Source organism: Cupriavidus sp. C1SS-2L, from assembly GCF_057073735.1.
This window is the reverse complement of record NZ_CP172709.1, coordinates 258,352-283,160: the sequence shown is the minus strand read 5'-3', so window position 1 is coordinate 283,160 and position 24,809 is coordinate 258,352. Positions and strand designations below refer to the sequence as shown.

General features: G+C 65.8%; 24 protein-coding genes. 17 read left to right on the top strand and 7 right to left on the bottom strand.

The features are described from left to right. Nucleotides 1–204: 204 nt before the first annotated feature. The 3 genes from adh to ACIGJG_RS19005 all read left to right on the top strand — a co-directional run bounded on the left by adh (nucleotide 205) and on the right by ACIGJG_RS19005 (nucleotide 3,289). Nucleotides 205–1,725 carry an aldehyde dehydrogenase gene (gene adh / locus ACIGJG_RS19015; protein WP_220630474.1) on the top strand — a complete coding sequence of 507 codons (1,521 nt, stop codon included), beginning with the start codon at nucleotides 205–207 and terminating at the stop codon, nucleotides 1,723–1,725. A gap of 116 nt (nucleotides 1,726–1,841) precedes the next feature. Further along, nucleotides 1,842–2,870: an alcohol dehydrogenase AdhP gene (adhP, locus tag ACIGJG_RS19010; protein WP_011299802.1), complete on the top strand. Its 1,029-nt coding sequence runs from the start codon at nucleotides 1,842–1,844 to the stop codon at nucleotides 2,868–2,870. Between the two features lie 8 nt (nucleotides 2,871–2,878). Continuing rightward, the gene (locus ACIGJG_RS19005) at nucleotides 2,879–3,289 is read left to right on the top strand and encodes a DUF779 domain-containing protein (RefSeq protein WP_011299801.1); all 411 of its coding nucleotides are present in this window, start codon (nucleotides 2,879–2,881) and stop codon (nucleotides 3,287–3,289) included. A gap of 81 nt (nucleotides 3,290–3,370) precedes the next feature. Here the strand turns inward: ACIGJG_RS19005 and ACIGJG_RS19000 are convergent, their stop codons facing one another. Further along, complete coding sequence (locus ACIGJG_RS19000) at nucleotides 3,371–3,613, bottom strand: hypothetical protein (protein ID WP_011299800.1); 243 nt, start codon at nucleotides 3,611–3,613, stop codon at nucleotides 3,371–3,373. Nucleotides 3,614–3,787: 174 nt separating this feature from the next. Between ACIGJG_RS19000 and ACIGJG_RS18995 the strand changes: the two genes are divergently transcribed. Genes ACIGJG_RS18995 through ACIGJG_RS18985 form a run of 3 tightly spaced genes read left to right on the top strand, consistent with a single transcriptional unit; the run spans nucleotide 3,788 to nucleotide 8,043 of the window. Continuing rightward, entirely contained in the window at nucleotides 3,788–4,678 is an 891-nt protein-coding gene (locus ACIGJG_RS18995; protein ID WP_011299799.1) for an alpha/beta hydrolase, read from the top strand. A 10-nt stretch (nucleotides 4,679–4,688) separates the two neighbouring features. Continuing rightward, nucleotides 4,689–6,728, top strand: a complete 2,040-nt coding sequence (locus tag ACIGJG_RS18990; protein ID WP_140949628.1) for a penicillin-binding protein 1A — start codon at nucleotides 4,689–4,691, stop codon at nucleotides 6,726–6,728. A 55-nt stretch (nucleotides 6,729–6,783) separates the two neighbouring features. After that, nucleotides 6,784–8,043: an arsenic transporter gene (locus ACIGJG_RS18985; RefSeq protein WP_483673743.1), complete on the top strand. Its 1,260-nt coding sequence runs from the start codon at nucleotides 6,784–6,786 to the stop codon at nucleotides 8,041–8,043. Between the two features lie 26 nt (nucleotides 8,044–8,069). On the opposite strand, the gene ACIGJG_RS18980 is transcribed toward ACIGJG_RS18985, so the two are convergent. Next, on the bottom strand, nucleotides 8,070–8,225 hold the full coding sequence (locus ACIGJG_RS18980; protein ID WP_235679908.1) for a CAP domain-containing protein: 156 nt from the start codon (nucleotides 8,223–8,225) through the stop codon (nucleotides 8,070–8,072). A 259-nt stretch (nucleotides 8,226–8,484) separates the two neighbouring features. Between ACIGJG_RS18980 and folE the strand changes: the two genes are divergently transcribed. From folE to ACIGJG_RS18965, 3 genes are all read left to right on the top strand, one after another. Beyond that, nucleotides 8,485–9,228, top strand: a complete 744-nt coding sequence (gene folE / locus ACIGJG_RS18975; RefSeq protein WP_011299796.1) for a GTP cyclohydrolase I — start codon at nucleotides 8,485–8,487, stop codon at nucleotides 9,226–9,228. 19 nt (nucleotides 9,229–9,247) lie between these two features. After that, nucleotides 9,248–9,691, top strand: a complete 444-nt coding sequence (locus tag ACIGJG_RS18970; RefSeq protein WP_011299795.1) for a BLUF domain-containing protein — start codon at nucleotides 9,248–9,250, stop codon at nucleotides 9,689–9,691. Between the two features lie 178 nt (nucleotides 9,692–9,869). Beyond that, nucleotides 9,870–10,163, top strand: a complete 294-nt coding sequence (locus tag ACIGJG_RS18965; protein WP_011299794.1) for a nicotinamide mononucleotide transporter — start codon at nucleotides 9,870–9,872, stop codon at nucleotides 10,161–10,163. 23 nt (nucleotides 10,164–10,186) lie between these two features. Here the strand turns inward: ACIGJG_RS18965 and ACIGJG_RS18960 are convergent, their stop codons facing one another. After that, nucleotides 10,187–10,438 carry a hypothetical protein gene (locus ACIGJG_RS18960; RefSeq protein ID WP_041680121.1) on the bottom strand — a complete coding sequence of 84 codons (252 nt, stop codon included), beginning with the start codon at nucleotides 10,436–10,438 and terminating at the stop codon, nucleotides 10,187–10,189. A 132-nt stretch (nucleotides 10,439–10,570) separates the two neighbouring features. Further along, nucleotides 10,571–10,735, bottom strand: coding sequence for an FmdB family zinc ribbon protein (locus ACIGJG_RS18955; protein ID WP_041680120.1), 165 nt, complete (start codon nucleotides 10,733–10,735; stop codon nucleotides 10,571–10,573). 443 nt (nucleotides 10,736–11,178) lie between these two features. On the opposite strand from ACIGJG_RS18955, the gene ACIGJG_RS18950 reads away from it, so the two are divergent. The 3 genes from ACIGJG_RS18950 to ACIGJG_RS18940 all read left to right on the top strand — a co-directional run bounded on the left by ACIGJG_RS18950 (nucleotide 11,179) and on the right by ACIGJG_RS18940 (nucleotide 16,734). Continuing rightward, a complete protein-coding gene (locus ACIGJG_RS18950) occupies nucleotides 11,179–11,826 on the top strand; it encodes a response regulator (protein WP_011299792.1) in 648 nt (215 codons plus the stop codon). A gap of 7 nt (nucleotides 11,827–11,833) precedes the next feature. Further along, on the top strand, nucleotides 11,834–15,223 hold the full coding sequence (locus ACIGJG_RS18945) for an ATP-binding protein (protein WP_140949630.1): 3,390 nt from the start codon (nucleotides 11,834–11,836) through the stop codon (nucleotides 15,221–15,223). A gap of 110 nt (nucleotides 15,224–15,333) precedes the next feature. Continuing rightward, complete coding sequence (locus tag ACIGJG_RS18940; RefSeq protein ID WP_011299790.1) at nucleotides 15,334–16,734, top strand: MFS transporter; 1,401 nt, start codon at nucleotides 15,334–15,336, stop codon at nucleotides 16,732–16,734. Nucleotides 16,735–16,759: 25 nt separating this feature from the next. Here the strand turns inward: ACIGJG_RS18940 and ACIGJG_RS18935 are convergent, their stop codons facing one another. The 3 genes from ACIGJG_RS18935 to ACIGJG_RS18925 all read right to left on the bottom strand — a co-directional run bounded on the left by ACIGJG_RS18935 (nucleotide 16,760) and on the right by ACIGJG_RS18925 (nucleotide 19,574). Next, nucleotides 16,760–17,734, bottom strand: coding sequence for a Bug family tripartite tricarboxylate transporter substrate binding protein (locus ACIGJG_RS18935; RefSeq protein ID WP_483673742.1), 975 nt, complete (start codon nucleotides 17,732–17,734; stop codon nucleotides 16,760–16,762). A 64-nt stretch (nucleotides 17,735–17,798) separates the two neighbouring features. Further along, nucleotides 17,799–18,611, bottom strand: coding sequence for an SDR family oxidoreductase (locus tag ACIGJG_RS18930; protein ID WP_011299788.1), 813 nt, complete (start codon nucleotides 18,609–18,611; stop codon nucleotides 17,799–17,801). Nucleotides 18,612–18,644: 33 nt separating this feature from the next. Further along, nucleotides 18,645–19,574 (bottom strand): IclR family transcriptional regulator, encoded by a 930-nt coding sequence (locus ACIGJG_RS18925; protein ID WP_483673740.1) that lies wholly within the window; start codon nucleotides 19,572–19,574, stop codon nucleotides 18,645–18,647. A gap of 573 nt (nucleotides 19,575–20,147) precedes the next feature. On the opposite strand from ACIGJG_RS18925, the gene ACIGJG_RS18920 reads away from it, so the two are divergent. The 5 genes from ACIGJG_RS18920 to ACIGJG_RS18900 are packed head-to-tail and all read left to right on the top strand — an operon-like array spanning nucleotide 20,148 to nucleotide 24,739. Then, nucleotides 20,148–21,011, top strand: a complete 864-nt coding sequence (locus ACIGJG_RS18920) for a branched-chain amino acid ABC transporter permease (protein ID WP_011299785.1) — start codon at nucleotides 20,148–20,150, stop codon at nucleotides 21,009–21,011. Nucleotides 21,012–21,021: 10 nt separating this feature from the next. Further along, nucleotides 21,022–22,047, top strand: a complete 1,026-nt coding sequence (locus ACIGJG_RS18915) for a branched-chain amino acid ABC transporter permease (RefSeq protein ID WP_011299784.1) — start codon at nucleotides 21,022–21,024, stop codon at nucleotides 22,045–22,047. Then, a complete protein-coding gene (locus ACIGJG_RS18910; protein ID WP_483673739.1) occupies nucleotides 22,040–22,804 on the top strand; it encodes an ABC transporter ATP-binding protein in 765 nt (254 codons plus the stop codon). Before ACIGJG_RS18915 ends, ACIGJG_RS18910 begins: the two co-directional genes overlap by 8 nt. Continuing rightward, entirely contained in the window at nucleotides 22,791–23,498 is a 708-nt protein-coding gene (locus ACIGJG_RS18905) for an ABC transporter ATP-binding protein (RefSeq protein ID WP_140949633.1), read from the top strand. Before ACIGJG_RS18910 ends, ACIGJG_RS18905 begins: the two co-directional genes overlap by 14 nt. 59 nt (nucleotides 23,499–23,557) lie before the next feature. Beyond that, entirely contained in the window at nucleotides 23,558–24,739 is a 1,182-nt protein-coding gene (locus ACIGJG_RS18900; protein WP_011299781.1) for an ABC transporter substrate-binding protein, read from the top strand. The last annotated feature ends 70 nt before the right edge of the window (nucleotides 24,740–24,809 follow it).

The following is a 24,809-nucleotide window of genomic DNA, read 5'->3' as shown; positions in this document are numbered from 1 at the left end:
CCACAGTTGCGCCGACACGGAACAATCGGTCCGGCCGCGCGATACACGTGAGATAGGGGCGTAAGCGCCAGAACGTCTGCAGAGTCCTGTTTTCACGACAGTTTTCGCCAGACACTCTCGCACCGGCACACCTCTTGCGATGTTCCCTGTCGCGTGCGGCACCTCGCCGCGCCAGCCAACGAACTTCACAAGACGGAGCGAGACATGAACATGGCCGAAATCGCCCAGCTGGGCGTCACCAACCCCTACAAGCAGCAGTACGAAAACTATATCGGCGGGGCCTGGGTGCCGCCCGCTGGCGGCGAATACTTCGAGGCCATCACGCCGATCACCGGCAAGCCGTTCACGCGCGTACCGCGCTCGAAGCAGGAAGATGTCGATGCCGCGCTCGATGCTGCGCATGCAGCCAAGGCGGCCTGGGGCCGGACCTCGACTACCGAGCGCGCCAACATCCTGAACCGCATCGCCGATCGGATCGAAGCCAACCTGACCCTGCTGGCCGTGGCCGAGACTATCGACAACGGCAAGCCCGTGCGCGAGACCATGGCCGCGGACCTGCCGCTGGCGGTGGACCACTTCCGCTACTTTGCCGGCTGCATCCGCGCGCAGGAAGGCGGCATCTCGGAAATCGACGCGGAGACCATCGCCTACCACTTCCACGAGCCGCTGGGCGTGGTGGGCCAGATCATCCCGTGGAACTTCCCGCTGCTGATGGCCACCTGGAAGCTCGCGCCGGCGCTGGCCGCGGGCAACTGCGTGGTGCTCAAGCCGGCCGAGCAGACGCCCGCGTCGATCCTCGCGCTAATGGAGGTGATCGGCGACCTGCTGCCGCCGGGCGTGGTCAATGTCATCAACGGCTTCGGCCTGGAAGCGGGCAAGCCGCTGGCATCGAGCCCGCGCATCAGCAAGGTGGCGTTCACGGGCGAGACCACGACGGGCCGCCTGATCATGCAATACGCGTCGCAGAACCTGATCCCGGTCACGCTGGAACTCGGCGGCAAGTCGCCGAACATCTTCTTCGAGGACGTGCTGGCCGCTGACGATGCGTACTTCGACAAGGCACTGGAAGGCTTCGCCATGTTCGCGCTGAACCAGGGCGAGGTCTGCACCTGCCCGTCGCGCGCGCTGATCCAGGAATCGATCTACGACCGATTCATGGAACGCGCGCTCAAGCGTGTGGCAGCGATCCGCCAGGGACATCCGCTCGACAAGGGCACCATGATCGGCGCGCAGGCATCGGCCGAGCAGCTCGAGAAGATCCTGTCCTACATCGACCTGGGCCGCAAGGAAGGCGCGCAATGCCTGACAGGCGGCGAACGCAACCAGTTCGATGGCGATCTCGCGGGCGGCTACTACGTAAAGCCGACCGTGTTCAAGGGCCACAACAAGATGCGCATCTTTCAGGAGGAAATCTTCGGGCCCGTGGTGTCGGTTACCACGTTCAAGGATGAGGAAGAAGCGCTGGCTATCGCCAATGACACGCTCTACGGCCTCGGCGCCGGTGTCTGGACGCGCGACGGCGCGCGCGCGTTCCGCATGGGCCGCGGCATCCAGGCGGGCCGTGTGTGGACCAACTGCTACCACGCGTATCCCGCGCATGCCGCATTCGGGGGATACAAGCAGTCCGGCATCGGCCGCGAGAACCACCGCATGATGCTCGACCACTACCAGCAGACCAAGAACCTCCTGGTCAGCTACAGCCCCAACGCTCTCGGATTTTTCTGACGATACGCAAGGCATCGCGTTTTACTGGTGAATTCGTAGTCCCGAGCCGCGAAGCGCGTGCCACTATCGTAACGGTGCCCTCCTCCCCGGGGCACCGCTTCCAACAAGGAGTCGATATGCCAGCGATGATGAAAGCTGCGGTGGTGCGTGCATTCGGCGCGCCGCTCACGATCGATGAAGTGCCCGTGCCGCAGCCCGGGCCCGGCCAGGTCCAGGTGAAGATTGAAGCCTCCGGTGTCTGCCATACCGACCTGCACGCCGCCGACGGCGACTGGCCGGTCAAACCCACGCTGCCGTTTATCCCCGGCCATGAAGGCGTCGGCTATGTATCGGCCGTCGGCAGCGGCGTCAGCCGCGTGAAGGAAGGTGACCGCGTCGGCGTTCCGTGGCTGTACAGCGCCTGTGGCTATTGCGAGCACTGCCTGCAAGGCTGGGAAACGCTGTGCGAAAAGCAGCAGAACACCGGCTATTCGGTCAACGGCGGCTACGGCGAGTATGTGGTGGCCGACCCGAACTACGTTGGCCTGCTGCCCGACAAGGTGGGCTTCGTCGAAATCGCGCCGATCCTGTGCGCGGGCGTCACGGTGTACAAGGGCCTGAAGGTCACGGATACGCGCCCCGGCCAGTGGGTGGTGATCTCCGGCATCGGCGGCCTGGGCCATGTGGCCGTGCAGTACGCCAGGGCGATGGGCCTGCGCGTGGCGGCTGTCGACATCGACGATGCCAAGCTCAACCTCGCCAGACGGCTCGGCGCGGAAGTGGCCGTCAACGCGCGCGATACGGATCCGGCCGCATGGCTGCAGAAGGAAATCGGCGGCGCGCATGGCGTGCTGGTCACCGCCGTGTCGCCCAAGGCCTTTTCGCAGGCGATCGGCATGGTGCGGCGTGGTGGAACCATTGCCCTGAACGGTCTCCCGCCGGGCGATTTCGGCACGCCGATCTTCGACGTGGTGCTCAAGGGCATCACCATCCGAGGCTCGATCGTCGGCACGCGCAGCGACTTGCAAGAGTCGCTTGATTTTGCCGCGCATGGCGACGTGAAAGCCACGGTCTCGACAGCGAAGCTGGACGACGTCAACGATGTGTTCGGACGGCTGCGCGAAGGCAAGGTGGAAGGCCGCGTGGTGCTGGACTTCTCGCGGTGAGACCAGTCATGCCCCGCGTCAGCGCCGATTCTGCAGGTGCAACTCCCGTGACCGTGACCCGCGTGGTCGCCACGCCGGCGGCGCTCGCGCTGATCGGCGAGCTGCGCGCGCGGCACGGTCCCCTGATGTTCCACCAGTCCGGCGGCTGCTGCGACGGCAGCGCGCCGATGTGCTTTGGCGCAGGCGACCTGATCGTGGGAGATTCGGATGTCTGCCTTGGCGAGATCGGCGGCGCGCCCTTCCACATGACGCGCGCGCAGTTCGAGTACTGGCAGCACACGCGCCTGGTGATCGACGTGGTGACGGGCGCGGGCGGCATGTTCTCGCTCGAAAGCGGGACCGGAAAGCGATTCCTGACGCGCTCGGAACTGTTCAGCGACGAGGAAGCGGCGGTGCTGGCGGCCCAGCCTCCGCTGTAGCGCTTGCGCGACCCGCCGCCGTGCGGCGGACTCGGACGACCCTGTCGCACGCGGTACGGGAAGCGCGTCTCGTGGCGGAGGCTACCGTTTCTCGTCGAGCAGATCGTTGAGGATTTCGTCGAAGGTGGCTTGCGCATCTTCCAGCGCCTGCAGTGCGGCGTCGAAGGTCTGCAATGCCATCTTGGACGGTTTGCCGCTGCCCTGCGGCGGATACTGGGATTGCAGCGCGGAGAAGGCGACCTGGACTTGCCGGGTCGCGTCGACCACCCGCTGCATGGCCTGCGCCTCTTCGGCGCGCAATTGCTCGTGTTTCTGTTCGCTCATGCCATTGGCTCCTGGCCGCGCCCTGCGGTGGCGCAGCGTTATCAGCGTTATGGGCGATATCGTACAAGAACTGACCCCGCAGGCACCGGAACCCGCGTCGTCCTGCGCGAAAATCGGTTAGGCTCCACCTTAGGGGCGCCCGCCGCCCCGCGCCAAGGAACCCGCAACCCAAACATGTCATCCCTCATGCGCCGGGCGCTGGCCGCCACGCTGGTGACCGCCAGCGGCTTTGCCTGCTACTGGACCTATCTCACTGTCAATCAGGCGCGCCTACTGTTCGACGCGCGCCGCCGCCCTCCACGCGACCTGCCCGACGGCATCATCGGCTACTCGCATATCGTGCCTGGCGGCATGCTGCGCGGCTACATCTATCATGCGCCCGGCGAGAGGGTGCGCGATCTGCTTTTCTACCTGCCGGGCCGCGGCGAGGATGTACTCGAAACGCTGCAGTTCGCCCGCTGGCTGCCGCCCGGCATGGGTTTCGCGACCTTTGACTACCGCGGACTCGGCCACTCCGACGGGCAGCCGTCCGAGGCCGCGGCAGTCGCCGACGCAAGCCAGTTCCTGCTGCATCTGCGCCGCGTCTTTCCCGGCACGCGGGCCCATGTCGTGGGGCGCAGCCTCGGAACGGGCGTCGCCATCCAGCTCGCCGACCTGCAGGACTTCGAAAGCCTGCAGCTGATCACGCCGTACGATTCGATGCTTGAGCTCGTGCGCAAGCGCTTTCCGCTCGTGCCGCTGCGCCAGCTCATGCGCCACCACTTCGACTCCATTTCGCATTGCAAAAAAGTCGTGCAGAGCACCAAGGTGCTGCTGGCGGAAACCGACGACGTGGTGCCGCATGCGTGTTCCGAACGGCTGGTGGCCGCATGGCCGGCACCGGTCGTGCTGGAAACCATGCACGGTACCGATCACTTCACGATCGTGGAGCGTCAGGAAACCTGGCTGGCGTTGTGCGAATTTGCTCGCCAGGTGCAGCATGATCCGCTGCCGGACACACCGCGCACGGCTCCGACAGACCATGACGAGTCCGGTGTGCCTCTGCCGCTGCCCCGGTTCCGCTAGAATTGCGCGCATGAAAAAATTCGCAGTCAAGGCAGGCGGCGCCGCTCTGGCGCTGGCTGCAGCCGGCGTGCTGCTCGCCGGTTTCGCCGCGGTCGTCAGCCTGCGGCAGCTTCCCCCCGTCGACGCCCTGCGCGAGTACCGGCCGGACGTGCCGCTGCGGATCTTCACGAGTGACAACGTGCAGATCGGCGAATTCGGCAGCGAGCACCGGGAATTCATCGCGTTCGACAAGATGCCGCGCCAGATGACGCAGGCATTGCTCGCCGCCGAGGACGACCAGTTCTACGAGCACGACGGCATCGACATCCCCGGCATGTTTCGCGCGGCGCTGGCCAATCTGGGCAAGGGCTATTCGCAGGGCGCCTCTACCATCACCATGCAGGTGGCGCGCAACTTCTACCTGTCACGCGAGAAGACGCTTGCGCGCAAGTGGTACGAGATCCTGCTCGCGTGGCAGATCGACCGTACGCTGTCCAAGGACCGCATCCTCGAGCTGTATATGAACCAGGTCTACCTGGGCGAGCATGCGTACGGTTTCGGCAGCGCGGCCCACGCGTACTTCGGCAAGCCGCTGGACGGCCTGTCGCTGGCCGAGACCGCGATGCTGGCCGGGCTGCCCAAGGCGCCTTCCACGATGAACCCGGTGGTGAACTTCGCGCGCGCCAAGCGCCGGCAGGAGTATGTGCTCGGGCGGATGCTGGCGCTCGGCATGATCAGCCAGGACCAGTACCGCGACGCCCGATCGGCGCAGCTGGACATCGCCCCCGACAATGCGGGCCAGTTCGCCGGGCACGCCGAATATGTCGCCGAACTGGCGCGCCAGCTTGCGCGCGACCGCTTCGGCGATGAAGCCTACACGCGCGGCCTGAATGTCTACACCACGGTGTCGTCGGTGCGGCAAACCATGGCCTATGACGCCGTGCGGCGCGGACTGGAAGGCTACGGGAAGCGCCATCGCCTGGCCAGCCCGGCGGGCGCGCCGCAGGCGGCACTGGTTTCGCTCGATGGCGACACCGGCGCGATCGAGGCCATGGTCGGCGGCGCCGACTTCGACACCAACCGCTTCAACCATGCGACGCAGGCACTGCGCCAGCCCGGCTCGACGTTCAAGCCGTTCATCTATGCGGCGGCGCTCGAGCACGGCGTGTCGCCAGGCACGCTGATCAACGACGCGCCGCTCGACAACAACTCGCGCTGGCAGCCGTCCAACGACGACGGCCGATTCCTGGGCGCGGTCACGGTGCGCCAGGCGCTGGCCGAGTCGCGCAACCTCCCGGCCATCCGCACGCTGCAGGCCATCGGCATTCCGTATGCGGTCGAGTTCGCCAGCCGCTTCGGCTTCTCGACCAAGCGGCTGCCGCGCTTCCTGCCGCTGGCGCTGGGCACCGGCACGACGTCGCCGCTGCGGCTCGCGTCGGCGTATGCGGTGTTTGCCAACCAGGGCCATCGCGTGGAGCCTTACCTGATCTCGCGCATTACCGACAGCGAAGGCCACGTGCTGTTCGCGGCCGACAATGCCACGGAGCCGCCGCGCGTCATCAGCGAACGCAATGCCTTCGTGATGGACAGCCTGCTGCGCAGCGTGGTGGACGACGGCACTGGCGCGGGCGTGCGCCGCTATCTGCACCGCGAGGATGTGGCGGGCAAGACCGGCACCACCAACGACTCGGTCGACGGCTGGTTCGCGGGCTACGCCGGCAACGTGGTCACGGTGGCCTGGATGGGCTATGACGACAACCATAGCCTGGGCACCCATGAATTCGGCGCCACCACCGCGCTGCCGATCTGGGCTTCGTATATGGAAGGCCGGATGGCAGGCACCCCGGTGGCCGAGCGGGCCGCACCGTCCGGGGTCGTGCGCAGCAGCGGCGACTGGACGTATGCGGAATATGCCGACGGCAGGCAAGGTATCGCCTCGCTCGGCTTCCCGGCGCCGTTACCCGCGCCAGCACAGGATGCCGCCGCCACACCGGTAGCCAGCGAAGCCGTGGGCCTGCCCGGCCAGCCCGCAGCACCGGCCGCGAGCCGCGACGACAGGGCAAGCCTGTAGTCAAGCATCTGGGCTGCAGCGCCCTCCTTTCAACCTCTCAACAACAAGAACCACAATGTCGAGCGTCAGCGCGGTATTGATCTGGGCAATTGCTGCCCTCACCACCGCTGGCGTGCTGCTGCGGCCGTTTCGCCTTTCGGAGGCCTTCTGGGCGGTCGCGGGCGCGGTGCTGCTGTGCGTGGGCGGACTGCTGGCAGTGCCGGACGCGCTCGCCGCGGTCATGCGCGGCCTGGATGTCTACCTGTTCCTGGCCGGCATGATGGTGATTTCCGAACTGGCCCGCAAGACCGGGCTGTTCGACCACGTCGCGGCCCTGGCCGTGCGGCGCGCAGGCGGTTCCGCCCGAGCGCTGTTCCTGCTGGTCTATGGCTTTGGCACGCTGGTCACGGCGTTCATGTCCAACGACGCGACCGCCGTGGTGCTGACGCCTGCCGTGCTGGCCGCCACGCGCGCGGCAAAGGTGCAGAACCCGCTGCCGCACCTGTTTGCCTGCGCCTTCATCGCCAATGCGGCCAGCTTCGTGTTGCCGATTTCCAATCCAGCCAACCTCGTGATCTTCGGGACGCGCATGCCGCCGCTGGCCGGATGGCTCGCGCATTTTGCGCTGCCATCGCTGGTTGCCGTGGTGACCACGTTGGCCGCGCTGTACTGGACGCAGCGCGAGGCACTGGCCGAGCGAATCGCCAGCGACGTGCCAGTGCCGCCGCTGAGCCTGCAGGCGTGGCTGACGGCGGTTGGCATCGTGCTGACCGGGGTGGCCTTGCTGGCGGCATCGCTGCGCGGCAGCGACCTGGGTTGGCCAACATGCGCGGCGGGCGCGGCTACGCTGCTGATCGTGTGCGCGACCAAGCGCGACTTGCTCGCGCCGGCCCTGCGCGAGATTTCGTGGGGCGTGTTGCCAATGGTGGCGGGGTTGTTCGTGCTGGTGGCGGCGCTCGAGCATACCGGCGTGATCCACTGGCTTGCCGACATCATCCAGGCGGCGTCCCGCCAGGACAGCCTTGCGCGGCTTTGGGGTATCGGGGCGGCTGTGGCGCTGATCGGCAACGTTGCCAACAATCTCCCTGCAGGGCTCATCGCGTCCTCGGCACTGGCTGCGGGTCATGCGTCCAACACCGTGACAGGTGCCGTGCTGGTGGGCATCGACCTGGGCCCTAACCTTTCCGCAACCGGTTCCCTGGCCACGCTGCTGTGGCTGACCGCGCTACGCCGCGATGGTCATATGGTCACCGCCGGCCAGTTCCTGCGGCTCGGCGCGGTTGTCATGCCGGCAGCCATGGTGCCGACACTGGCCGTACTCGCGCTCGCGCGCTGACTGTCGCGGGCGTCTGCCGCGTAGCGTCAGTCGCGGCTGGCGGACTGCGCGGCGCGCTGCGACAGCACGCCGTGCCAGCGCAGCGGCGGCGCGCCATGACGCACGGCGCGGCTATGGTGTTCGACGACGCCGGGTTCCATCGTCGCCTGGGGCAGCGGCACCGTGGCGACATGGAGCAACATCAGGCTGCTGCACGGAAACGCAATCGGCAAGATCACTGGCTGGTCCCTGGAAGATACCGCGTCGATGGGGAAGCATTATGTTCGCTTGTCGGCCTGCTGCGTGACGGGCTTAAGGCTTGTCATCAACAATTCACGGAGCGCGCTCGCCAAGTGCAGTGCGCGACGCTCGCCAGGGAGGGGCGCAGGTTGTGAGAGCCTGACATCTGCCATATAGTGAAGCACGGTGCACCATCCCTCTCCTACCTGAAAGCGGCTCTCCATGACAGACAAGGACGCTGCACACCACGGCGCGAAGCACAAGACCAGTGATGCCGCCCCCGGCGAGTCGAGCGTATCGGACCGCATCCGCTCGCGCCTGCTGGCGGCGCGAGAGCGCTTTCATGCCAACGACAATATCGCCCGCTACATCGAGCCGGGCGAACTCGACGCGCTGCAGGAAGAAGTGCAGGCACGGCTGGAAGAGGTACTGCGCGCGCTCGTTATCGACGTGGACCAGGACCACAACACGCGCGAAACCGCGCGCCGCGTGGCCAAGATGTACCTGAAGGAAATCTTCGCGGGACGCTACGCCAAGGCGCCGGCAGTGACAGAGTTTCCGAACGTCGAGCAACTCAGCGAACTGATGATCGTCGGGCCGCTCCGCGTGCGCAGCGCCTGTTCGCACCACCTGTGCCCGATCATCGGCAAGCTGTGGGTGGGCGTGATGCCGAACCAGCATTCCAACCTGATCGGCCTGTCCAAGTACGCGCGGCTGGCCGAGTGGATCATGTGCCGGCCGCAGATCCAAGAAGAAGCGGTGGCCCAGGTAGCCGACCTGCTGCAGGAAAAGATGAACCCGGACGGCCTGGCCATCGTCATGGAAGCCGAGCACTTCTGCATGCACTGGCGCGGCGTGCGCGATACCGATGCCAAGATGACCAACAGCGTGATGCGCGGCTCCTTCCTGAAGGACGGCAGCCTGCGCCGCGAATTCCTCGCCCTGCTCAATCGCAACGGCAAATAGCCATCCCGGAGCTGCCAGCATGCTCGTCCGCCTGCTCTATGCCAGCCGCGCCCGCCAGGCCATCGACGCCGCGACGCTCGACGCGATCCTGACCACCAGCCTGGAACGCAATCCGCGCCACGGCATCACCGGCGTGCTGTGCCATGGCAATGGGATCTTCCTGCAGGCGCTGGAGGGCGACCGCCAGGAAGTGTCGCGGCTGTTCCAGGCCATTACGCGCGACCCGCGTCATCATGACTTGGTGCTGCTTCAGTACGAAGACATTTGCGAGCGCGAATTCGCGGGTTGGGCCATGGGCCACGTCAATGCCGCGCGCATCAATACCGCCACGCTGCTGAAGTTCTCCGCGCGGGCCGAACTGGATCCGTTCTGCACGTCCGGCCAGGCCTCCCTGGCGCTGCTCAAGGAACTGATCGCCGGGGCGTCCGTCGTCGCGCGCACTGCCGAACGCGGCCGTCCCTGACCGACCATTGCGTATTCTGCTGTTCCGCAAACGTCATTCCTGAGGCGACCGCCTGTCACTCGTCTTGTCTTTCGCCTTTTCCCGAAAACCGGAAAACACTTGCACACGCGTGCGTTCCCGGCTAAAGTCGCGTCCGATTGTATGCAAAAAATGAACACAAAATCAGGAGACACGCGGCATGGATTTCACGCCCCAAATCGTTCCCAATTTGCTCAACGGACTCGAATGGTCGGGCTGCGCGCTGGCCATGAGCGGCTCGCTGCTGGTGGCCCTGCATAACCGGGCCTCGCGCTGGGGATGGATCGCGTACCTGTGCTCGAACCTGGTGTGGAGCGTGTTTGCGCTCGTGACCGGCACCTATGGCCTGTTCGTGCAGCAGCTCGGCTTCACGGCGACGAGCTGCTATGGACTGTATCGCCACACGAAATACCATCGCGAACTCGACCAGAAGGCGGCACACGCCGCCGCCTGATCGAGAGACTCCGCCGGGCTACGCTATACGGTCACGCGGCCGAACAGGCCGCATTCGAGATCGCTCTCGAACTCTTCGACCCATTCAGTGCCGCCAGCCTGGTAGGCACTGCTGGCTTCCGTGCTGAGGCGCCGCACGCTGATGCGGCGCAACGCGTTGCCGTTCAACTCGTCGGTGACGTCGAAGTCGTCCGGGGCCATTCCCATCTGCCCGCATACCTGCGCGAACTGTTGCTGCTCCTCGGGTGAAAACTCGGAAAACGGTCTCGTAGCCATGGCATCCTCCGTCAGGTCATGAGATCGCCGCATGCGCGCAGCGGGAGCGTGCGCGGCGCGGGATTGCGCCACGCAAAAAAATGTGCATGCCGGCGGCATGCATCGACCCACTGTGAGTTGTGTTTTGAGGGTTCAGCTCTTGCGCCCGGTCTTCGCCACGAACGGCGTGGGCGCATGTTGCACTGTCTGGCTACCGCACTTCGGACAACTGGGGTGTGCGGTCGCGTGCTCGGCCACATGTTCGGTATGCTCGAACACGTGCCCGCATTTGTCGCAACGGTACTGGTAGACAGGCATGACGCACCTCCAGGCGGCACACGTGCCCAGCGGCATGTTTCGCGTGCCGAATTCATTCTAGGCGCAAGGCGGCAAGTGGCAAGCCCGATACCACTGCAGCGCCCGGCACGCCACTCAGCTTTTGCGCTGCCTCAGTATTCGTGCGCGCAGATACGGAACAACGCTCAAATCGCCCCGGAATCTAGCCGAAATACGATTCAACGGCGCGCATAAGATAGCCAAAATTTCGGGGATTGTGGTGATGCAATAGTCCGTATCAATCGGCCCTTGCCGGTTGGCGTCCACAATTACCGAGGTCTTCGTCAAATGTTCCTTGCGTGTAGACAACTTCCGGCTTCCGTGCGCCGGTCGCAACGCAGCACCATCCCCCCTTCCTCCTCCCTTCTCCGCACCACAGCAGGTGCACCGCCGCGCAGCGTGCGCACCAGAAATGGGGGACAGTCATGAACGGACCGCTCATCCGCGTTGCGGTTGCGGACGACCACCCGCTCGTCGTCACCGCACTGCGCGATTGCCTGCATCGCTCCGCGCGTTTCCACATTGCCTGCGAATGCACCGGCGGCTCCGAACTGGTGCAGGCGCTTGACCGGCAGCCAGCCGATATCGCGATCACCGACTTCTGCATGGGCCACGGCGATGCCACGCTGGACGGCTTCAACCTGCTGAACCGCCTGGCGCGGCGCCATCGTGGCACGCGCATCGTCGTGGTCAGCGCGCAGTCGAACGCCGCCATCATCCGGCGCGCGGTGAAGCTCGGCGCACGCGCGTTCGTCAGCAAGGAAGACGAACTCGAAGAAACCTTGCGGGCGTGCTTTCACGTCATGACCAGCGAAAGCTGCTACTACTCGCCGTCGATCCGCGCGATCCTCGATGACGCGGCGATGGTCGATGCCCCCGCCACCGACCTCACGCTGCGCGAGCTCGAAGTGGTCCGCCTGTATGCGCAAGGCATGCAGCTCAATGAGATTGCCGCCAAGCTTGGCAGGTCGGTCAGCACCATCTCTAGCCAGAAGACCGTGGCCATGCGCAAGCTGGGCGTGAACACCAACACCGACCTGATCCGGTACGCGTACGAGAACGGTCTGATCTGAGCGCCCCATGCAGCAGCTCTTCGACAGTACCCGCGTGTCGCTGGCAAGCGCCTTCGACACGCTCGCGGACAATGCCCGCCGGCAACAGCATCTCTATTCGGCGACCATCGCCGTATTGATCGCCCTGGTGGTGTTCGCCGCCATCGTGCTGGTGGCACTGGAAGCCGACAAGCATCTGAGCCGTCAACATAACCAGGTCGCCGGCTATGTAGGGTCGATCTCGCAGCGCCTGGAAAGCGAGGCCGCCTTCTTGCGGCGCAGCGTGCTAAGCGTGCGCCGCTACCACGAGTCCGGCTCCGCGCAGTCGCCGGATGCCGCCACAGTCCAGTCCGTGCGCGCAACCGGCGTCGCACGAATTTCGGACAAGATCGCCGGACACGATTACTACCTGCTGGCAACGGCCGCCACGCGCCATGCCTGGGGCCCGGCCATGCCTACGCAGCTTGCGCGCCTGCAACAGATAGCGCTTGGCACGCTCGCGACACAGCAGGCCTTTGGCCTCGATCACTGGGTCTATGTCCTTTCGCTCGAGAACGACAGTGCCGCCATTCTCGCGCGGCAGCCTTCCGCGGCGCAGGTGACAGTCCCGATCCAGCCCGCGCTGATCGATACGCTTCGCGGCATCATTACGCAGGCGCTGCTGGACCGCACCGGCCATGCAGTGCCGCCCGGCGGCGAGCAGCTCTGGGCCGGCCCCGTGCGCGATCCGCTGACCGGTGCGATGGTCATGCTGAGCCTCGGCGCCGCCTACACGGGCGACACGCCCACCGTGCTGTTGGCGGCGTGCGTGCCCGTGGTCGATTTTCTCGCGCAACTGGATCGACCCGGCGATACCGCGCTGCTGGCGCTGCTCAATCCGGCCGACGCGGCTATCGATGTCGCGGCACCCGCGTTGCCCGTTGAGGGCCCGGTGGTCAGCGCCGTCATGGCACAGGCGCGCCGACAGCCACACAACGTATCGCACTACACGCGTCGTGGCGTGCTGATGGTCCAGCCGTTGCAGCCCGGGTTCGGCGTACTCGTCTGCTTCCTGCCGTATGGCCTGCTGGTGCCCGCACTTGCACCAGAGCTCGCCGTGATCCTCAGCGTGGCATTGCTGCTGATCGGCGCCATCGTCCTGAGCGCACGCTACTGGGACCGCCAGATGCTGCGCCGAACCCATTCGGAAGCGGCGCGCGCGCTCGAGAACGAGATCCTGAACCAGATCCTTGTCAGCGCCACTCCGGTCGGGCTGTGCATCGTCCGGCAACGCGACTACTCCGTACTGACTTCGAACCAGCTCGCGCAGGCACTGTTGCGGCTTGACAAGGCCAACGCCTTGCCCGCGCAGGTGACGGAGGCCTTCGAGCGCCAGCCGCCCGGTGCGGAGGCGAGCCAGCCGGCGCCGATCAACAACTTCACCGTCCCGGCGCCGGGCGACGACGCTGCCGCGCAGCGCTATCTGCAGGTCACGTACGCACCGGCACGCTACCACGACGATAAGGTGCTGTTCTGCGCCGTGCAGGACATTACGACGCAGCAGGCATTGGAGCAGCAGTTACGCACGGCACAACAAGCGACCGAGGCCATGATGCGTGCACGCTCGAGCTTCTTTGCGTCCATGAGCCATGAAATCCGCACGCCCCTGAACGCGTTGATCGGCAACCTCGAGTTGCTTGCGCGCAGCCCCGGCCTGGAAGGCCATGCGCAACGCCTGCACGTGCTGGGTACCGCGGCGGAGGGACTGCGGCGCATCGTCAATGACATCCTCGACTTCTCGAAGATCGATGCCGGCAAGCTCGAACTGGTCGACAAGCCGTTTCGCCTGGCCGAAGCGCTCGAAGGACTGGCACTGACCTACGCGCCCATGGCGACTGTTCGCGGCATCCGGCTGCAACTGCAACTGGCGCCTGAACTGGACCGGGAAGTTTGCGGAGACGGTATGCGGCTGACGCAGGTCGTCAACAACCTGTTGAACAACGCATTCAAGTTCACCACCAGCGGGCGCATCACGCTCAGTGGCAGCTACGGCGCTGGCGCGGATGGGCGGCACATGCTGACCTGCCGCGTCGGCGACACGGGAATCGGCATGCCGGCGGCGCTGGTCGAACGCATCTTCCAGCCTTTCGTGCAGGGTGATGACGTTGCGACCGGTCGCTACGGTGGCACCGGTCTCGGCCTGTCCATCTGCGCACGGCTGTGCGAGTTGATGGGTGGCAGCATCGGTGTGCAAAGCGTGCAGGACGTCGGGAGCGCTTTCACTATCCTCGTGCCCTTGGCGCCCACCGTCGACGATGCCGCGTTCGCCACTGTCTCCGATATCCCGCCCGCCCGGCATGGCAGCGTGATGGTGCTGAGCCAGGACGGCAAGACCGGGGACTGCATTGAAGCGTGGCTGACGACTGCGGGCTGGCGCCCGCATGTGCTGGCTTCGCTGGCCGCGGCACGCGAGCACCTTGAAACCCACCGGCCCCAGGCGATCGTCGCCACGGAGGAATTCGATCCTGGCGCACTGGAATCGCTGCATGCAGTGAGTTGCGCTCCCGTGATCTGGATGACGCCCGATGGCCCCCACCGGCCCCGGCGGCGGGCGCCCGGCGTCGTCGAGGTGTCCAGCTTCAGTCATGAGGCGCTACTCGCCTGCGTGGCCACGGCCACTGCGGGTCTGCCGGATCCGCCGGCACTCGCCTCCACCGCCGGCATTGCGGGCGGCCCCGTCGTGTCGGCGTCATTGCCCGACACTACCGGGCTGACCGTCCTCGTGGCCGAAGACAATCCGCTGAATCAGACGCTGGTCAGCGAACAACTGCGGATATTGGGCTACCAGCCCATCATCACCGACAACGGCAAGCAGGCGCTCGCCGTTGTCGAATCGACCCATGTCGATGTGGTGCTGACCGACATCCACATGCCGGTCATGAATGGCCATGCCCTGCTCGATGCGCTGCGCGAGTTGCGCCCGGACCTGCCCGTGCTTGCCTTCAGTGCGCTGGCTCAGCAGGAACATTCCGAGGACTGGCAGCAACGCGGCTTCAAGGGCTACGTCACGAAGCCGGCGTCCTTGCATGAGCTGGGACAGGCGCTGCAGGGGGTGCGCGAAGCGTCGATCGCGTCGGCCAACCAGGAACGCTACGCGCGGCTCCTGCGCAAGCAACTGCAAAGCGACCTGCCAGCGCTTGCGCAAGTCCTCGGTGCGAATGATGTGGATGCACTGCAGGCGTGGGCACATCGCGCCGCGAGTGGCTTCAGGATCGTCCGCCAGAACAACCTGTATGCCCACTGCCGCGAAGTCGAGCGGCTCTGCCTGGACGCCGGCCGCTGGAGTCCGGCGATTGCCGCGGCCGGCGATGTACTACGGGTGCTCGCGCAGCGCTATGCCGGCGAAGGCCCGCCAGTTTCACCCACGGCGATGGCCTGATCGCGGCCAACTACCACATTCTGTGCATTTGCGCGCGACGCCCCGCGCGCCGATAATGACGGCGCCGCGCCCGGTTCCACGGATGCGGCCTCGCCGCCACTGTCTCCCGCATGTCGTCACATCAAGGGCTTCCGCACCCACAGCGCAGCTGGGCCATCCTTACCGTCTTCTGCGGCCTGATCATGGCCGTGCTGGACGGCTCCATCGCCAATATTGCGTTGCCGTCGATCGCGCGCCAGCTCCAGTCCGAGCCGTCGAACACGATCTGGGTCGTGAACGCCTATCAGCTCACGGTCACGGTTTGCCTGCTGCCGCTGTCGTCACTGGGCGATATCTTCGGCTACAAGCGTGTGTACCGAGCGGGGCTCGCCACCTTCCTGGTCGGATCGCTGCTGTGCGCGCTGGCCGTCAACCTGCCCATGCTGGTAGCGGCGCGCGTGCTGCAGGGCCTGGGCGGCGCCGGGATCATGAGCGTGAACACGGCGCTCGTGCGCTTTATCTATCCGCCTACGCGCCTGGGCCGCGGCATTGGGCTGAACGCGCTGGTGGTCGGCGTGACCACCGCAATCGGCCCTTCGCTCGGGGCGCTGATCCTGTCGCTGGCGAGCTGGCAATGGCTGTTCGCCGTCAATGTGCCGGTGGCCATCTTTGCGCTGGCACTCAGTCGCAGCGCGCTGCCTGACACGGCGCCGCAGCCACGCGAGTTCGACTACCCGAGCGCGGTGCTGTCGGCGGTGGTGTTTGGCCTGTTCATTCTTGGCGTCGACGGCCTTGGCCATGCGAGCCTGCGTATCGCCGGCGCGGCCGCGGTAGGCGGCGCCATCGTGCTGGGCTGGGTGCTGGTGCGCCGCCAGCACGGCCGCCCGTCGCCGCTCGTGCCCGTGGACCTGTTTGCCAGCCGCGCCTTCACGCTGGCGGTCGGCACGTCGTTCTGCTCGTTCATGACGCAGATGCTGTCCTTCGTGGCGCTGCCGTTCTATTTCGAATACCAGCTTGGCCGGTCGCTGCATGAAACCGGCCTGCTGATCACACCGTGGCCGCTGACGGTGGCCCTGATGGCTGCGCTCTCTGGCCGGCTGTCGGACCGCTACCCGGCCAGCATCCTGGCTGGCGCCGGGTTGGCGCTGCTCGCTGCCGGCCTGCTTGGCCTGGCATTGCTGGGACGCGATGCCACCAGCCTCGACATCGCCTGGCGCATGGCGATCTGCGGGCTTGGCTTTGGCCTGTTCCAGTCGCCCAACAACCGCGCGATGATTGGCGCCACGCCCCCCGAGCGCAGCGGCGGCGCCAGCGGCGCGCAGGCCACGACGCGGCTGCTCGGGCAGACCACCGGCACGGCCGTGGTGGCGCTGCTGTTCAGCTTCGACCAGACCGGTGCCGGGCGACTCGCGCTGTACGCGGCCGTTGGCATGGCGACGCTCGGTGCGGTCATCAGCCTGAGCCGCCTGCGCGATGGCAGCAGCCCTCGACATGCGGGAACTGCCGTTATACGGGACGAACCTGACGCGTAGTGGACGCGTCAGCACCACCGTTCGGCTATTCAGCCTTCGCGCCCGACTCCTTCACCACCTTCGCCCACTTGGCGATCTCAGACCGCTGGTAATCCGCCAGCTTCTCTGGCGTGCCGAGAACCGGATCCAGCCCCAGTGTCTTGAGTTTTGCCTGCACATCCGGCAGCGAGTAAATGCGGTTGAATTCCGCATTGAGCTTTGCCACCACGTCTTTGGGCGTGTTGGCCGGCGCGAAGATGGCAAACCACGAGTCCGCCTCGAAACCGGGCAAGCCCTGCTCGGCCAGCGTGGGGATATCCGGCGCCGACGGCGAACGCTTCGCGCTGGTGACGCCCAGCGCGCGCAGCTTGCCCTCCTTCACCACGGGCAGCGCCGACGGCAGGTTGTCGAACATCATCGTGATATGGCCGCCAAGCAGGTCTGGGATCGCCATCGCCCTGCCCTTGTATGGCACATGGGTAATCTTCACGCCGGCCATGGAGTTGAACAACTCGCCGGCGACGTGCAGCGATGTGCCGACGCCCGGCGTGCCGAACGTCAGGCCACCAGGCTTTGCCTTGGCCAGCGCGATCAACTCCGCCACGTTCTTCGCCGGCACACCTGGATGGACCACCAGCACATTCGGTGTCGTCGCGACCAGGATCACGGGCGTGAAGTCCTTGACCATGTCGTACGGCATCTTGCTGTAGAGCGCACCGTTGATCGAGTGCGTGCCCACCGTGCCCATGGCAAGCGTGTAGCCATCGGCCGGCGCGTGGGCCACAGCCTCGGCGCCGATATTGCCGCCGGCGCCGGGCTTGTTGTCGACCACCACCGGCTGGCCCCATGAGGGCGATATTTTTTCGGAGACGATGCGGGCCAGCGTGTCCGGCGCCCCACCGCTGGGGAACCCGACCACCATCCGGATCGGCTTGTTCGGATAGGCCTGCGCCTGGACGGCGGGCGCGCTGAACACGGCAGCGGCGACAAGCGCCACCGCGGCAACGGAACTGACTCGCATCGGTTGTCTCCTGGCTGTCCGGTGCCTGCATGGGCACCGGCTGTTCTGGGGAAGAGCTTGGGAACTACACTGCGATACCGCCGAACTCCTGCATGACCTTATCGTGGAGGCGGCGCATGCCGCGCAGCCAGCGGTCGTAGTCCTGTCCCTTGCGGCGATAGTATTCCAGTACCTCCGGATGCGGCAGGATCAGGAAGCGTTCGCCGGCAATGCCTTCCAGCGTGGCGGCTGCGACGTGCTCGGCCGTGACCGAGCCCTCTTGCAAGAACCCCTTGCGCTCGCCGCTCTCGCCGAACAGCATATTGGTCTGCACGCCTTGCGGGCAGATGCAGCTGACCTTGATGCCGCGGTCACCATAGGTAATCGACAGCCATTCCGCAAAGCCGATCGCGGCATGCTTGGTCACGGCATACGGTGCCGAGCCGATCTGCGACAGCAGGCCCGCCGCCGATACGGTATTGACGAAGTAGCCGTCGCCGCGCTCCAGCATTTGCGGCAGCACCGCCTTCGCCGCGTGGATATGCGCCATGACGTTGATGTCCCAGATGCGCTGCCACTCCTCGGCGCTGGCGTCCAGGCCCTTGCGCAGGATGATGCCGGCGTTGGAACAGAACACATCGATTCGGCCGAAGCGGCGCGTCGCTTCGTCGGCCAGCGACTGCACCGCCGCTTCATCGCTCACGTCAACGGCCTGAGCAAACACTTTGCAATCTGGCGCAGCGGCCTGCACTTCGGCCGCCACCGTCGCGGCACCAGCGGCATTGAGATCGGCGATGGCCACGCCACGCGCACCGGCCTGGGCAAATGCCAGCGCCAGCGCGCGGCCGATGCCCGTGGCGGCGCCCGTCACGACGACGGTCTTGTCTTTGACTTGCATGCGTTGTCTCCTTATCTCTGCTTGATGGTTTGCTCAGTATGATTCACAGGCGTCGGACGTTGCCGCCGCCGTACGTGTCGATCCCTGCCGTCCGGCACCGGCCTGCCACAGCCGCGCCTGCAGCGTCTGCGCAAGATCGCGAATGCGCGGGCCCAGGTTGCTTTCCAGGATTTCCGGCGACAGACGCGTCGCGGCGCCGCCGATGTTCAGCGCCAGCACCTCGCCGCTGCCTTCGAGCCGAAGCGGCGCCGCCGCGCCGCTGACAGTGCGGTCCCACTCGGCATGCGCCACGCAGAAGCCGCGCCGCGCGTGGTCGCGCAACGAGCGCTCGATCTTGCTGCGCACCGACGCCCAGCGCGCGCCATAGTGGCGCTCCAGTTCGGCCAGTGCCGCTTCTCGGTGCGCGCTGTCGAGCCCCGCTAGCCACGCGCGCCCCATGGCCGACGTGGCCATCGGCAGCCGCGCGCCGGGCGCGAGCCGGATCACCAGCGCGCCGCGCGGCTGGCACGATTCCAGATAGACCATCGCATGGCGGTCGGGCATGGCCAGCGCAACCGTGCAGTCCGTCGCAAATGCGAGCGATTGCATCAGCGGCTGCGCGATATCGCGGATGCCCGCGCCGGAAATGTAGCGGTGCCCGAGCACCATCGCGCCTTGCCCAAGCCGGTACTTCTCCATCGATTCGATGTAAGAGAGATAGCCGAGCGAAGCCAGCGTATAGGTCAGCCGCGACACCGTGGGCCGCGGAATGCCGGTGCGCCGGGACAGCTCCGCATTACCGAGATAGTCGTCGTGGGGGCCGAACGCGCGCAGCAACTCCATGCCGCGCGCCAGCGCGGTGACGAAGTTGCGGTCGTCGGCGGTATAGGCGTTATGGGCAAGATGGGCGGCAGCGCACGGCATGGCGGGCATGACATGGGCCGCGTCGGGCGGTGGTGCCGGGATGGAGGTCGAGCGCTTCATGCGGGCTGGGCGTTGTCCTGACTGACTAGATACCAGTTCCCGGGACCGCAGCACCGGCTATGTACCTAAAACATAGGGGTCATAGGTGCCATGGATGGTAAGTGCCGCTGCCCTGTAACCCGCGTCATGGCTGCTCGTCAGGGATTACCTCTATGCCGCGTGCCCTTCTGGCGGCAATGACTCGCCGGCTATTTCGCTGTGCGGAATACTGGACCGGTTTCCTTGACTGGCCCTTCAGCCCTATGCAAAAGTCGATGAAAACGAACGACCGTGCGGGAATCATCACACTTCCACGCCACGGCGTCGCCGGCCATGACCGGAACCGCGGCGCAACTGCGCAGACCGCATCGCATAGGAGACAAACCATGCAACATCAGCAGTACGTACCTGTCCACGAGCGCAACGCTCGACCGGCGCACGGCGCCGCTCCGACCGCGGCACCGCTTGCCGCGGCCCACGCCCCCGACTGATCCACACCCGCATGCGCGGCGGCCATCAGGCTGTCGCCGTGAATCCGCGCGCCCGCTTGCGGCCGGCGCGTGCCCTGTTTCGTGAACCACACGAGGTGAACCCGTGGCATTGTTCCTTCAACAGATCCTGAACGGCCTGACGCTGGGCGGCGTGTACAGCCTGGTGGCCCTTGGCCTGACGCTGGTCTACGGCATCCTGCACGTGCCGAACTTCGCGCACGGCGCGTTCTACATGGCTGGCGCCTACGTCTCGTACTTCCTGATGACGTCGTTCGGCGTGAACTACTGGCTCGCGATGGTCGGCGCCGCAGTCGTCGTCGCGATGCTGTCGATGCTGGCCGACCGGCTGGTGTTCCATCCGCTGCGCAACGCGCCCGAACTGCACGACATGATCGCGGCCATCGGCATCCTGCTGTTCCTGGAAGCCGGCGCGCAGGCACTGTGGGGCGCGGACTTCCATCGCATGCCGACGCCGTACGGCCAGGTGGTCGACCTGTTCGGCCTGACCGCGCCGCTGCAGCGCCTGCTGATCATCGTCGCCGCGTTCGCGCTGATGGTGCTGCTGCACCTGTTCCTCACGCGCACCATGACAGGCGCGACCATCATGGCGATGGCGCAGAACCGCGAAGGTGCCGCGCTCGTAGGCATCGATGCGACGCGCGTGACGCTGCTGGTGTTCGCGATTTCCGGCGCGCTGGCCGCCATCGCCGCCACGCTCTACGCGCCGATCAACCTGGTCTACCCGAGCATGGGCAACCTGGTCATCACGAAGGCCTTCGTGATCATCATCCTCGGCGGCATGGGCAGCATCCCCGGCGCGATTGCGGGCGGGCTCATCATCGGCATGGCCGAGAGCTTCGGCGGTTTCTACGTTTCCACCGACTACAAGGACATCATCGCGTTCGTGCTGCTGGTGGTGATCCTGTCGATCCGGCCGCAAGGCCTGTTCGCCGGCAAGGCGGCCTGAGGAGTACGGCATGAAAGCACTGCAAGGAAAGACCGGTTGGACCCTGCTGCTGGCACTGGCGATCGCGTTCCCGCAGATCGCGCCCAACAGCTACTACCTGACCGTGATGACGCTGGCGTTCATCTACGCCATCGCCACCCTCGGGCTCAATCTCATCACCGGCTACACGGGCCAACTCAACCTCGCGCACGGCGGTTTCATGGCAATCGGCGCTTACACGCTGGGCATCCTGACGGTGGACCACCAGGTGCCGTTCTGGCTGGCGTTCGCGCTGTCGGGCGTGGTCTGCATGGTGGTCGGTTATTTCGTGGGACTGGTATCGCTGCGTTTGAAGGGTCATTACTTCTCGATCTTCACGATGTGCATCGGCTACATCATCTATCTGCTGATCGAGAAGTGGGAAAGCCTGACGCACGGCACGGTCGGCCTGATCGGCATTCCGGTGCCGGCGGCAATCGGTCCGGTCACCTTCGACAGCGTGCCCGCGCAGTATTACCTCGTGCTGGCCTTCCTGGCGATCGGCACGTTCCTGATGCACCGCATCGTCACCTCGCTGCTGGGCCGCAGCTTCATGGCCGTGCGCAACAGCGACGCGCTGGCCGAGGCGCTCGGCATCAACCTGATGCGCACCAAGGTACTGTCGTTCGTGCTGTCGGTCGGCTACGCGGGTTTTGCCGGTGCGCTCTACGCGGGCCAGGTGCGCTTCCTCGGCCCCGATATCGCGCGCACCGACCTGACTTTCGACATGGTGATGGCGATGCTGGTCGGAGGCACCGGCACGCTGTTCGGGCCACTGCTGGGTGCGGTGCTGGTGCCGTGGGTCACGCAGACGCTGCAGTTCCTGCAGGACTACCGCATGCTGGTGTTCGGCCCGGTGCTGATCCTGCTGATCATCTTCTTCCCTGACGGCATCGTCGGCTCGTGGCTGAAGAAGCAGGCGCGCAAGGCGGCGGCGGCACGACGCGGCAACCGTCCGACCGCCGCTGCGCCTGCCGCTGCCCCCGTCCCTACCCGCGCCGGAGCCGACCATGCTTGAGATCCGCAACCTGACGAAGAAGTTTGGCGGCCTGACGGCGGTCAACGATGTATCCGTGAAGTTCAAACAGGGCCATATCAACGCGATCATCGGGCCCAACGGCGCTGGCAAGACCACGTTCTTCAATCTGATCGCCGGCACGCATGCACCCAGCTCGGGGCAGATCCTGCTCAAGGGGCAAGACGTCGCCGGCCTGCGCGCCGACCAGATCGCACGGCTCGGCGTGGCCCGCACCTTCCAGGCCACCGCGCTGTTCGACCGCGCCACCGTGCTGGACAACCTGATCGTCGGCCACCGGCTGCGCACGCGCTCGGGCCTTGGTGACGTGCTGTTCAACACGCGGCGCCTGCGCGAAGAAGAGCGCCTGTGTCGCGACAAGGCCGAAGCCGCGCTCGACTTTGTCGGCCTCACGCACCTGGCGCACGAGATCGCCGCCGACATCACGCAGGAGGCGCGCAAGCGCGTGGCGTTTGCGCTCGCGCTGGCGACCGATCCCGAAATGCTGCTGCTCGACGAGCCCGCCGGCGGCGTCAACCCCGAAGAAACCGTGGGCCTGGCCGAATTGATCCGCAAGATGGTTCGCCACGGCAAGACGGTCTGCCTGATCGAACACAAGATGGACATGATCATGCGCCTGGCCGACAAGATCATGGTGCTGAACTACGGCGAGAAGATCGCCGAAGGCACCCCCGCGCAGATCCAGCAGGATCCGCATGTCATCGAAGCCTATCTGGGAGCCGACCATGTTGCAGCTTGAACGCGTCTCGCTGTCGTACGGCAGCTTCCGTGCCCTCGACAACATCACGCTGCATGCCGGCGCGGGCGAACTGGTGGTGCTGCTCGGCGCCAACGGTGCCGGCAAGAGTTCGATCTTCCTCGCGATGAGCGCGATCCACCGTATTAGCGGCGGCAGCATGCGCTTCGATGGCCGCGAGCTGTCGGGCATGAAGCCGTCGCAGATCGTGCAAGCCGGACTCGTGCACTGCCCCGAAGGCCGCAAGCTGTTCCCGGCCATGAGCGTGGAGAAGAACCTGACGCTGGGTGCCTACGTGCATCGCCGCGACAGTGCCGGCATCCGCAAGACGCTCGATGAGGTGTACGAGATGTTCCCGATCCTGCGCCAGAAGAAGGACGACGCCGCTGGCTCGCTGTCAGGCGGACAGCAACAGATGGTGGCACTCGGCCGCGCGCTGATGAGCCGTCCGCGTGCTCTGTTGCTCGATGAGCCGTCGCTGGGCCTTGCGCCGCTGGTGGTTAAGCAGATGTTCGAGATCATCCAGCGCATCAACCGCGCGGGCACGACGGTGCTGCTGGCCGAGCAGAACGCCTACGCGGCATTGGGCATCGCGCATCGCGCCTATGTGATCGAAGGCGGACGCATCGTGATGGAAGGCGACCGCGATTCGCTGTTGAAGGACGAAGGGATCCGCAAGGCGTACATCGGCGGCTAGGAAGCCGCCATTCAAAAAGATCAGGACAAGCGTAGTAAGCATCCATAGAGGAGACAGACATGCAGAACAAGACCTTCCGCCGACTCTTCCCGCTGGCCGCCACCGCCGCCACCATCGCTGCCGCCATGCTGGCCTCGGGCGCCGCGCTCGCCCAGGAAGTCGTCAAGATCGGCTATACCGGCCCGCTTTCGGGCGGCGCCGCGCTGTATGGCAAGAACGTGCTGTCCGGCGTGCAGATGGCCGTCGACGAAATCAATGCCGCTGGTCTCGACGTCAAGGGCAAGAAGGTCAAGCTGGAAGTCGTGGCGCTTGATGACAAGTACTCGCCCGCCGAGGCCGCGATCAATGCGCGCCGCCTGGTGCAGCAGCACAAGACACCGGCCGTGTTCGTGCCGCATTCGGGCGGCATCTTCGCGCTGCAGGCCTTCAACGAGCAGGAGAAATTCCTGGTCATGGCCTATTCGAGCGTGCCGCGCATCACCGATGCCGGCAACAAGCTGACCATCCGCATCCCGCCCGCCTACACCGGCTATATCGAGCCCTTCGTCAAGGCGCAGATGAAGCGCTATGGCAAGAACGTGGCGCTGGCGCCGGCCGACCACGACTACGCCAAGGCGTGGGTGCAGGCCTTTGTGCCGGCCTGGGAGGGTGCGGGCGGCAAAGTCGTCGGCAACAATCCGATGTCCTACACCAAGGCCACCGACTTCTACAGCGGCGTATCGCGCGCCATCACCGACAAGCCGGACGTGATGTTCGTCGGCGGCCCGTCGGAGCCGACAGCACTGGTGGTCAAGCAGGCCCGCGAACTTGGCTTCAAGGGCGGATTCATCATCATGGACCAGGCCAAGATGGACGAGATGGCCAAGGTCACGAATGGCCTGTCGATGCTGGAAGGCTCGATCGGCGTGCTGCCGCTCGTCAATGACGGCCGCCCGGCGGCGCAGAACTTCAACGCCAAGTACAAGAAGCTGCATGACGGGCGCGACGCGACCACCGAGATGTCGCTGAACTACACCATGGTGTACGCGCTGGCCGGCGCGATGAAGCTGGCCGGCACCACCAGCGATGCCGTCGCCATCCGCGCAAAGATGCCCGACGCGATGAAGGCACTGCCGAAGGACGTCAACCCGAACGAGGTGGAAGGCATCGATGCCAAGGGCGGTTCGGTCGCCGATACCGTGGTGGGCTGGGTGCAGAACGGCAAGATCTCGCCGGTACGCCTGTCGGAACTGGCCAAGTAACCAGGTACAGGTAACGCGGCCGCCTGCGGAACGCGGGCCATCAGGCAACGCCCTGATGGCCCGCGCTGCT

Bases quoted from the DNA above. Each gene is read 5' to 3' on its own strand.
- ACIGJG_RS19000 (WP_011299800.1), bottom strand. From the start codon at position 3,613: ATGAGCGAACAGAAACACGAGCAATTGCGCGCCGAAGAGGCGCAGGCC.
- ACIGJG_RS18910 (WP_483673739.1), top strand. From the start codon at position 22,040: ATGCTTGAGATCCGCAACCTGACGAAGAAGTTTGGCGGCCTGACGGCG.
- ACIGJG_RS18945 (WP_140949630.1), top strand. From the start codon at position 11,834: ATGCAGCAGCTCTTCGACAGTACCCGCGTGTCGCTGGCAAGCGCCTTC.
- ACIGJG_RS18905 (WP_140949633.1), top strand. From the start codon at position 22,791: ATGTTGCAGCTTGAACGCGTCTCGCTGTCGTACGGCAGCTTCCGTGCC.
- ACIGJG_RS18930 (WP_011299788.1), bottom strand. From the start codon at position 18,611: ATGCAAGTCAAAGACAAGACCGTCGTCGTGACGGGCGCCGCCACGGGC.
- ACIGJG_RS18985 (WP_483673743.1), top strand. From the start codon at position 6,784: ATGTCGAGCGTCAGCGCGGTATTGATCTGGGCAATTGCTGCCCTCACC.
- adh (WP_220630474.1), top strand. From the start codon at position 205: ATGAACATGGCCGAAATCGCCCAGCTGGGCGTCACCAACCCCTACAAG.
- ACIGJG_RS18965 (WP_011299794.1), top strand. From the start codon at position 9,870: ATGGATTTCACGCCCCAAATCGTTCCCAATTTGCTCAACGGACTCGAA.
- ACIGJG_RS18970 (WP_011299795.1), top strand. From the start codon at position 9,248: ATGCTCGTCCGCCTGCTCTATGCCAGCCGCGCCCGCCAGGCCATCGAC.
- ACIGJG_RS18915 (WP_011299784.1), top strand. From the start codon at position 21,022: ATGAAAGCACTGCAAGGAAAGACCGGTTGGACCCTGCTGCTGGCACTG.
- ACIGJG_RS18960 (WP_041680121.1), bottom strand. From the start codon at position 10,438: ATGGCTACGAGACCGTTTTCCGAGTTTTCACCCGAGGAGCAGCAACAG.
- ACIGJG_RS18995 (WP_011299799.1), top strand. From the start codon at position 3,788: ATGTCATCCCTCATGCGCCGGGCGCTGGCCGCCACGCTGGTGACCGCC.
- folE (WP_011299796.1), top strand. From the start codon at position 8,485: ATGACAGACAAGGACGCTGCACACCACGGCGCGAAGCACAAGACCAGT.
- ACIGJG_RS18935 (WP_483673742.1), bottom strand. From the start codon at position 17,734: ATGCGAGTCAGTTCCGTTGCCGCGGTGGCGCTTGTCGCCGCTGCCGTG.
- ACIGJG_RS18955 (WP_041680120.1), bottom strand. From the start codon at position 10,735: ATGCCTGTCTACCAGTACCGTTGCGACAAATGCGGGCACGTGTTCGAG.
- ACIGJG_RS18940 (WP_011299790.1), top strand. From the start codon at position 15,334: ATGTCGTCACATCAAGGGCTTCCGCACCCACAGCGCAGCTGGGCCATC.
- ACIGJG_RS18950 (WP_011299792.1), top strand. From the start codon at position 11,179: ATGAACGGACCGCTCATCCGCGTTGCGGTTGCGGACGACCACCCGCTC.
- ACIGJG_RS18925 (WP_483673740.1), bottom strand. From the start codon at position 19,574: ATGAAGCGCTCGACCTCCATCCCGGCACCACCGCCCGACGCGGCCCAT.
- ACIGJG_RS19005 (WP_011299801.1), top strand. From the start codon at position 2,879: ATGCCCCGCGTCAGCGCCGATTCTGCAGGTGCAACTCCCGTGACCGTG.
- adhP (WP_011299802.1), top strand. From the start codon at position 1,842: ATGCCAGCGATGATGAAAGCTGCGGTGGTGCGTGCATTCGGCGCGCCG.
- ACIGJG_RS18980 (WP_235679908.1), bottom strand. From the start codon at position 8,225: ATGTTGCTCCATGTCGCCACGGTGCCGCTGCCCCAGGCGACGATGGAA.
- ACIGJG_RS18900 (WP_011299781.1), top strand. From the start codon at position 23,558: ATGCAGAACAAGACCTTCCGCCGACTCTTCCCGCTGGCCGCCACCGCC.
- ACIGJG_RS18990 (WP_140949628.1), top strand. From the start codon at position 4,689: ATGAAAAAATTCGCAGTCAAGGCAGGCGGCGCCGCTCTGGCGCTGGCT.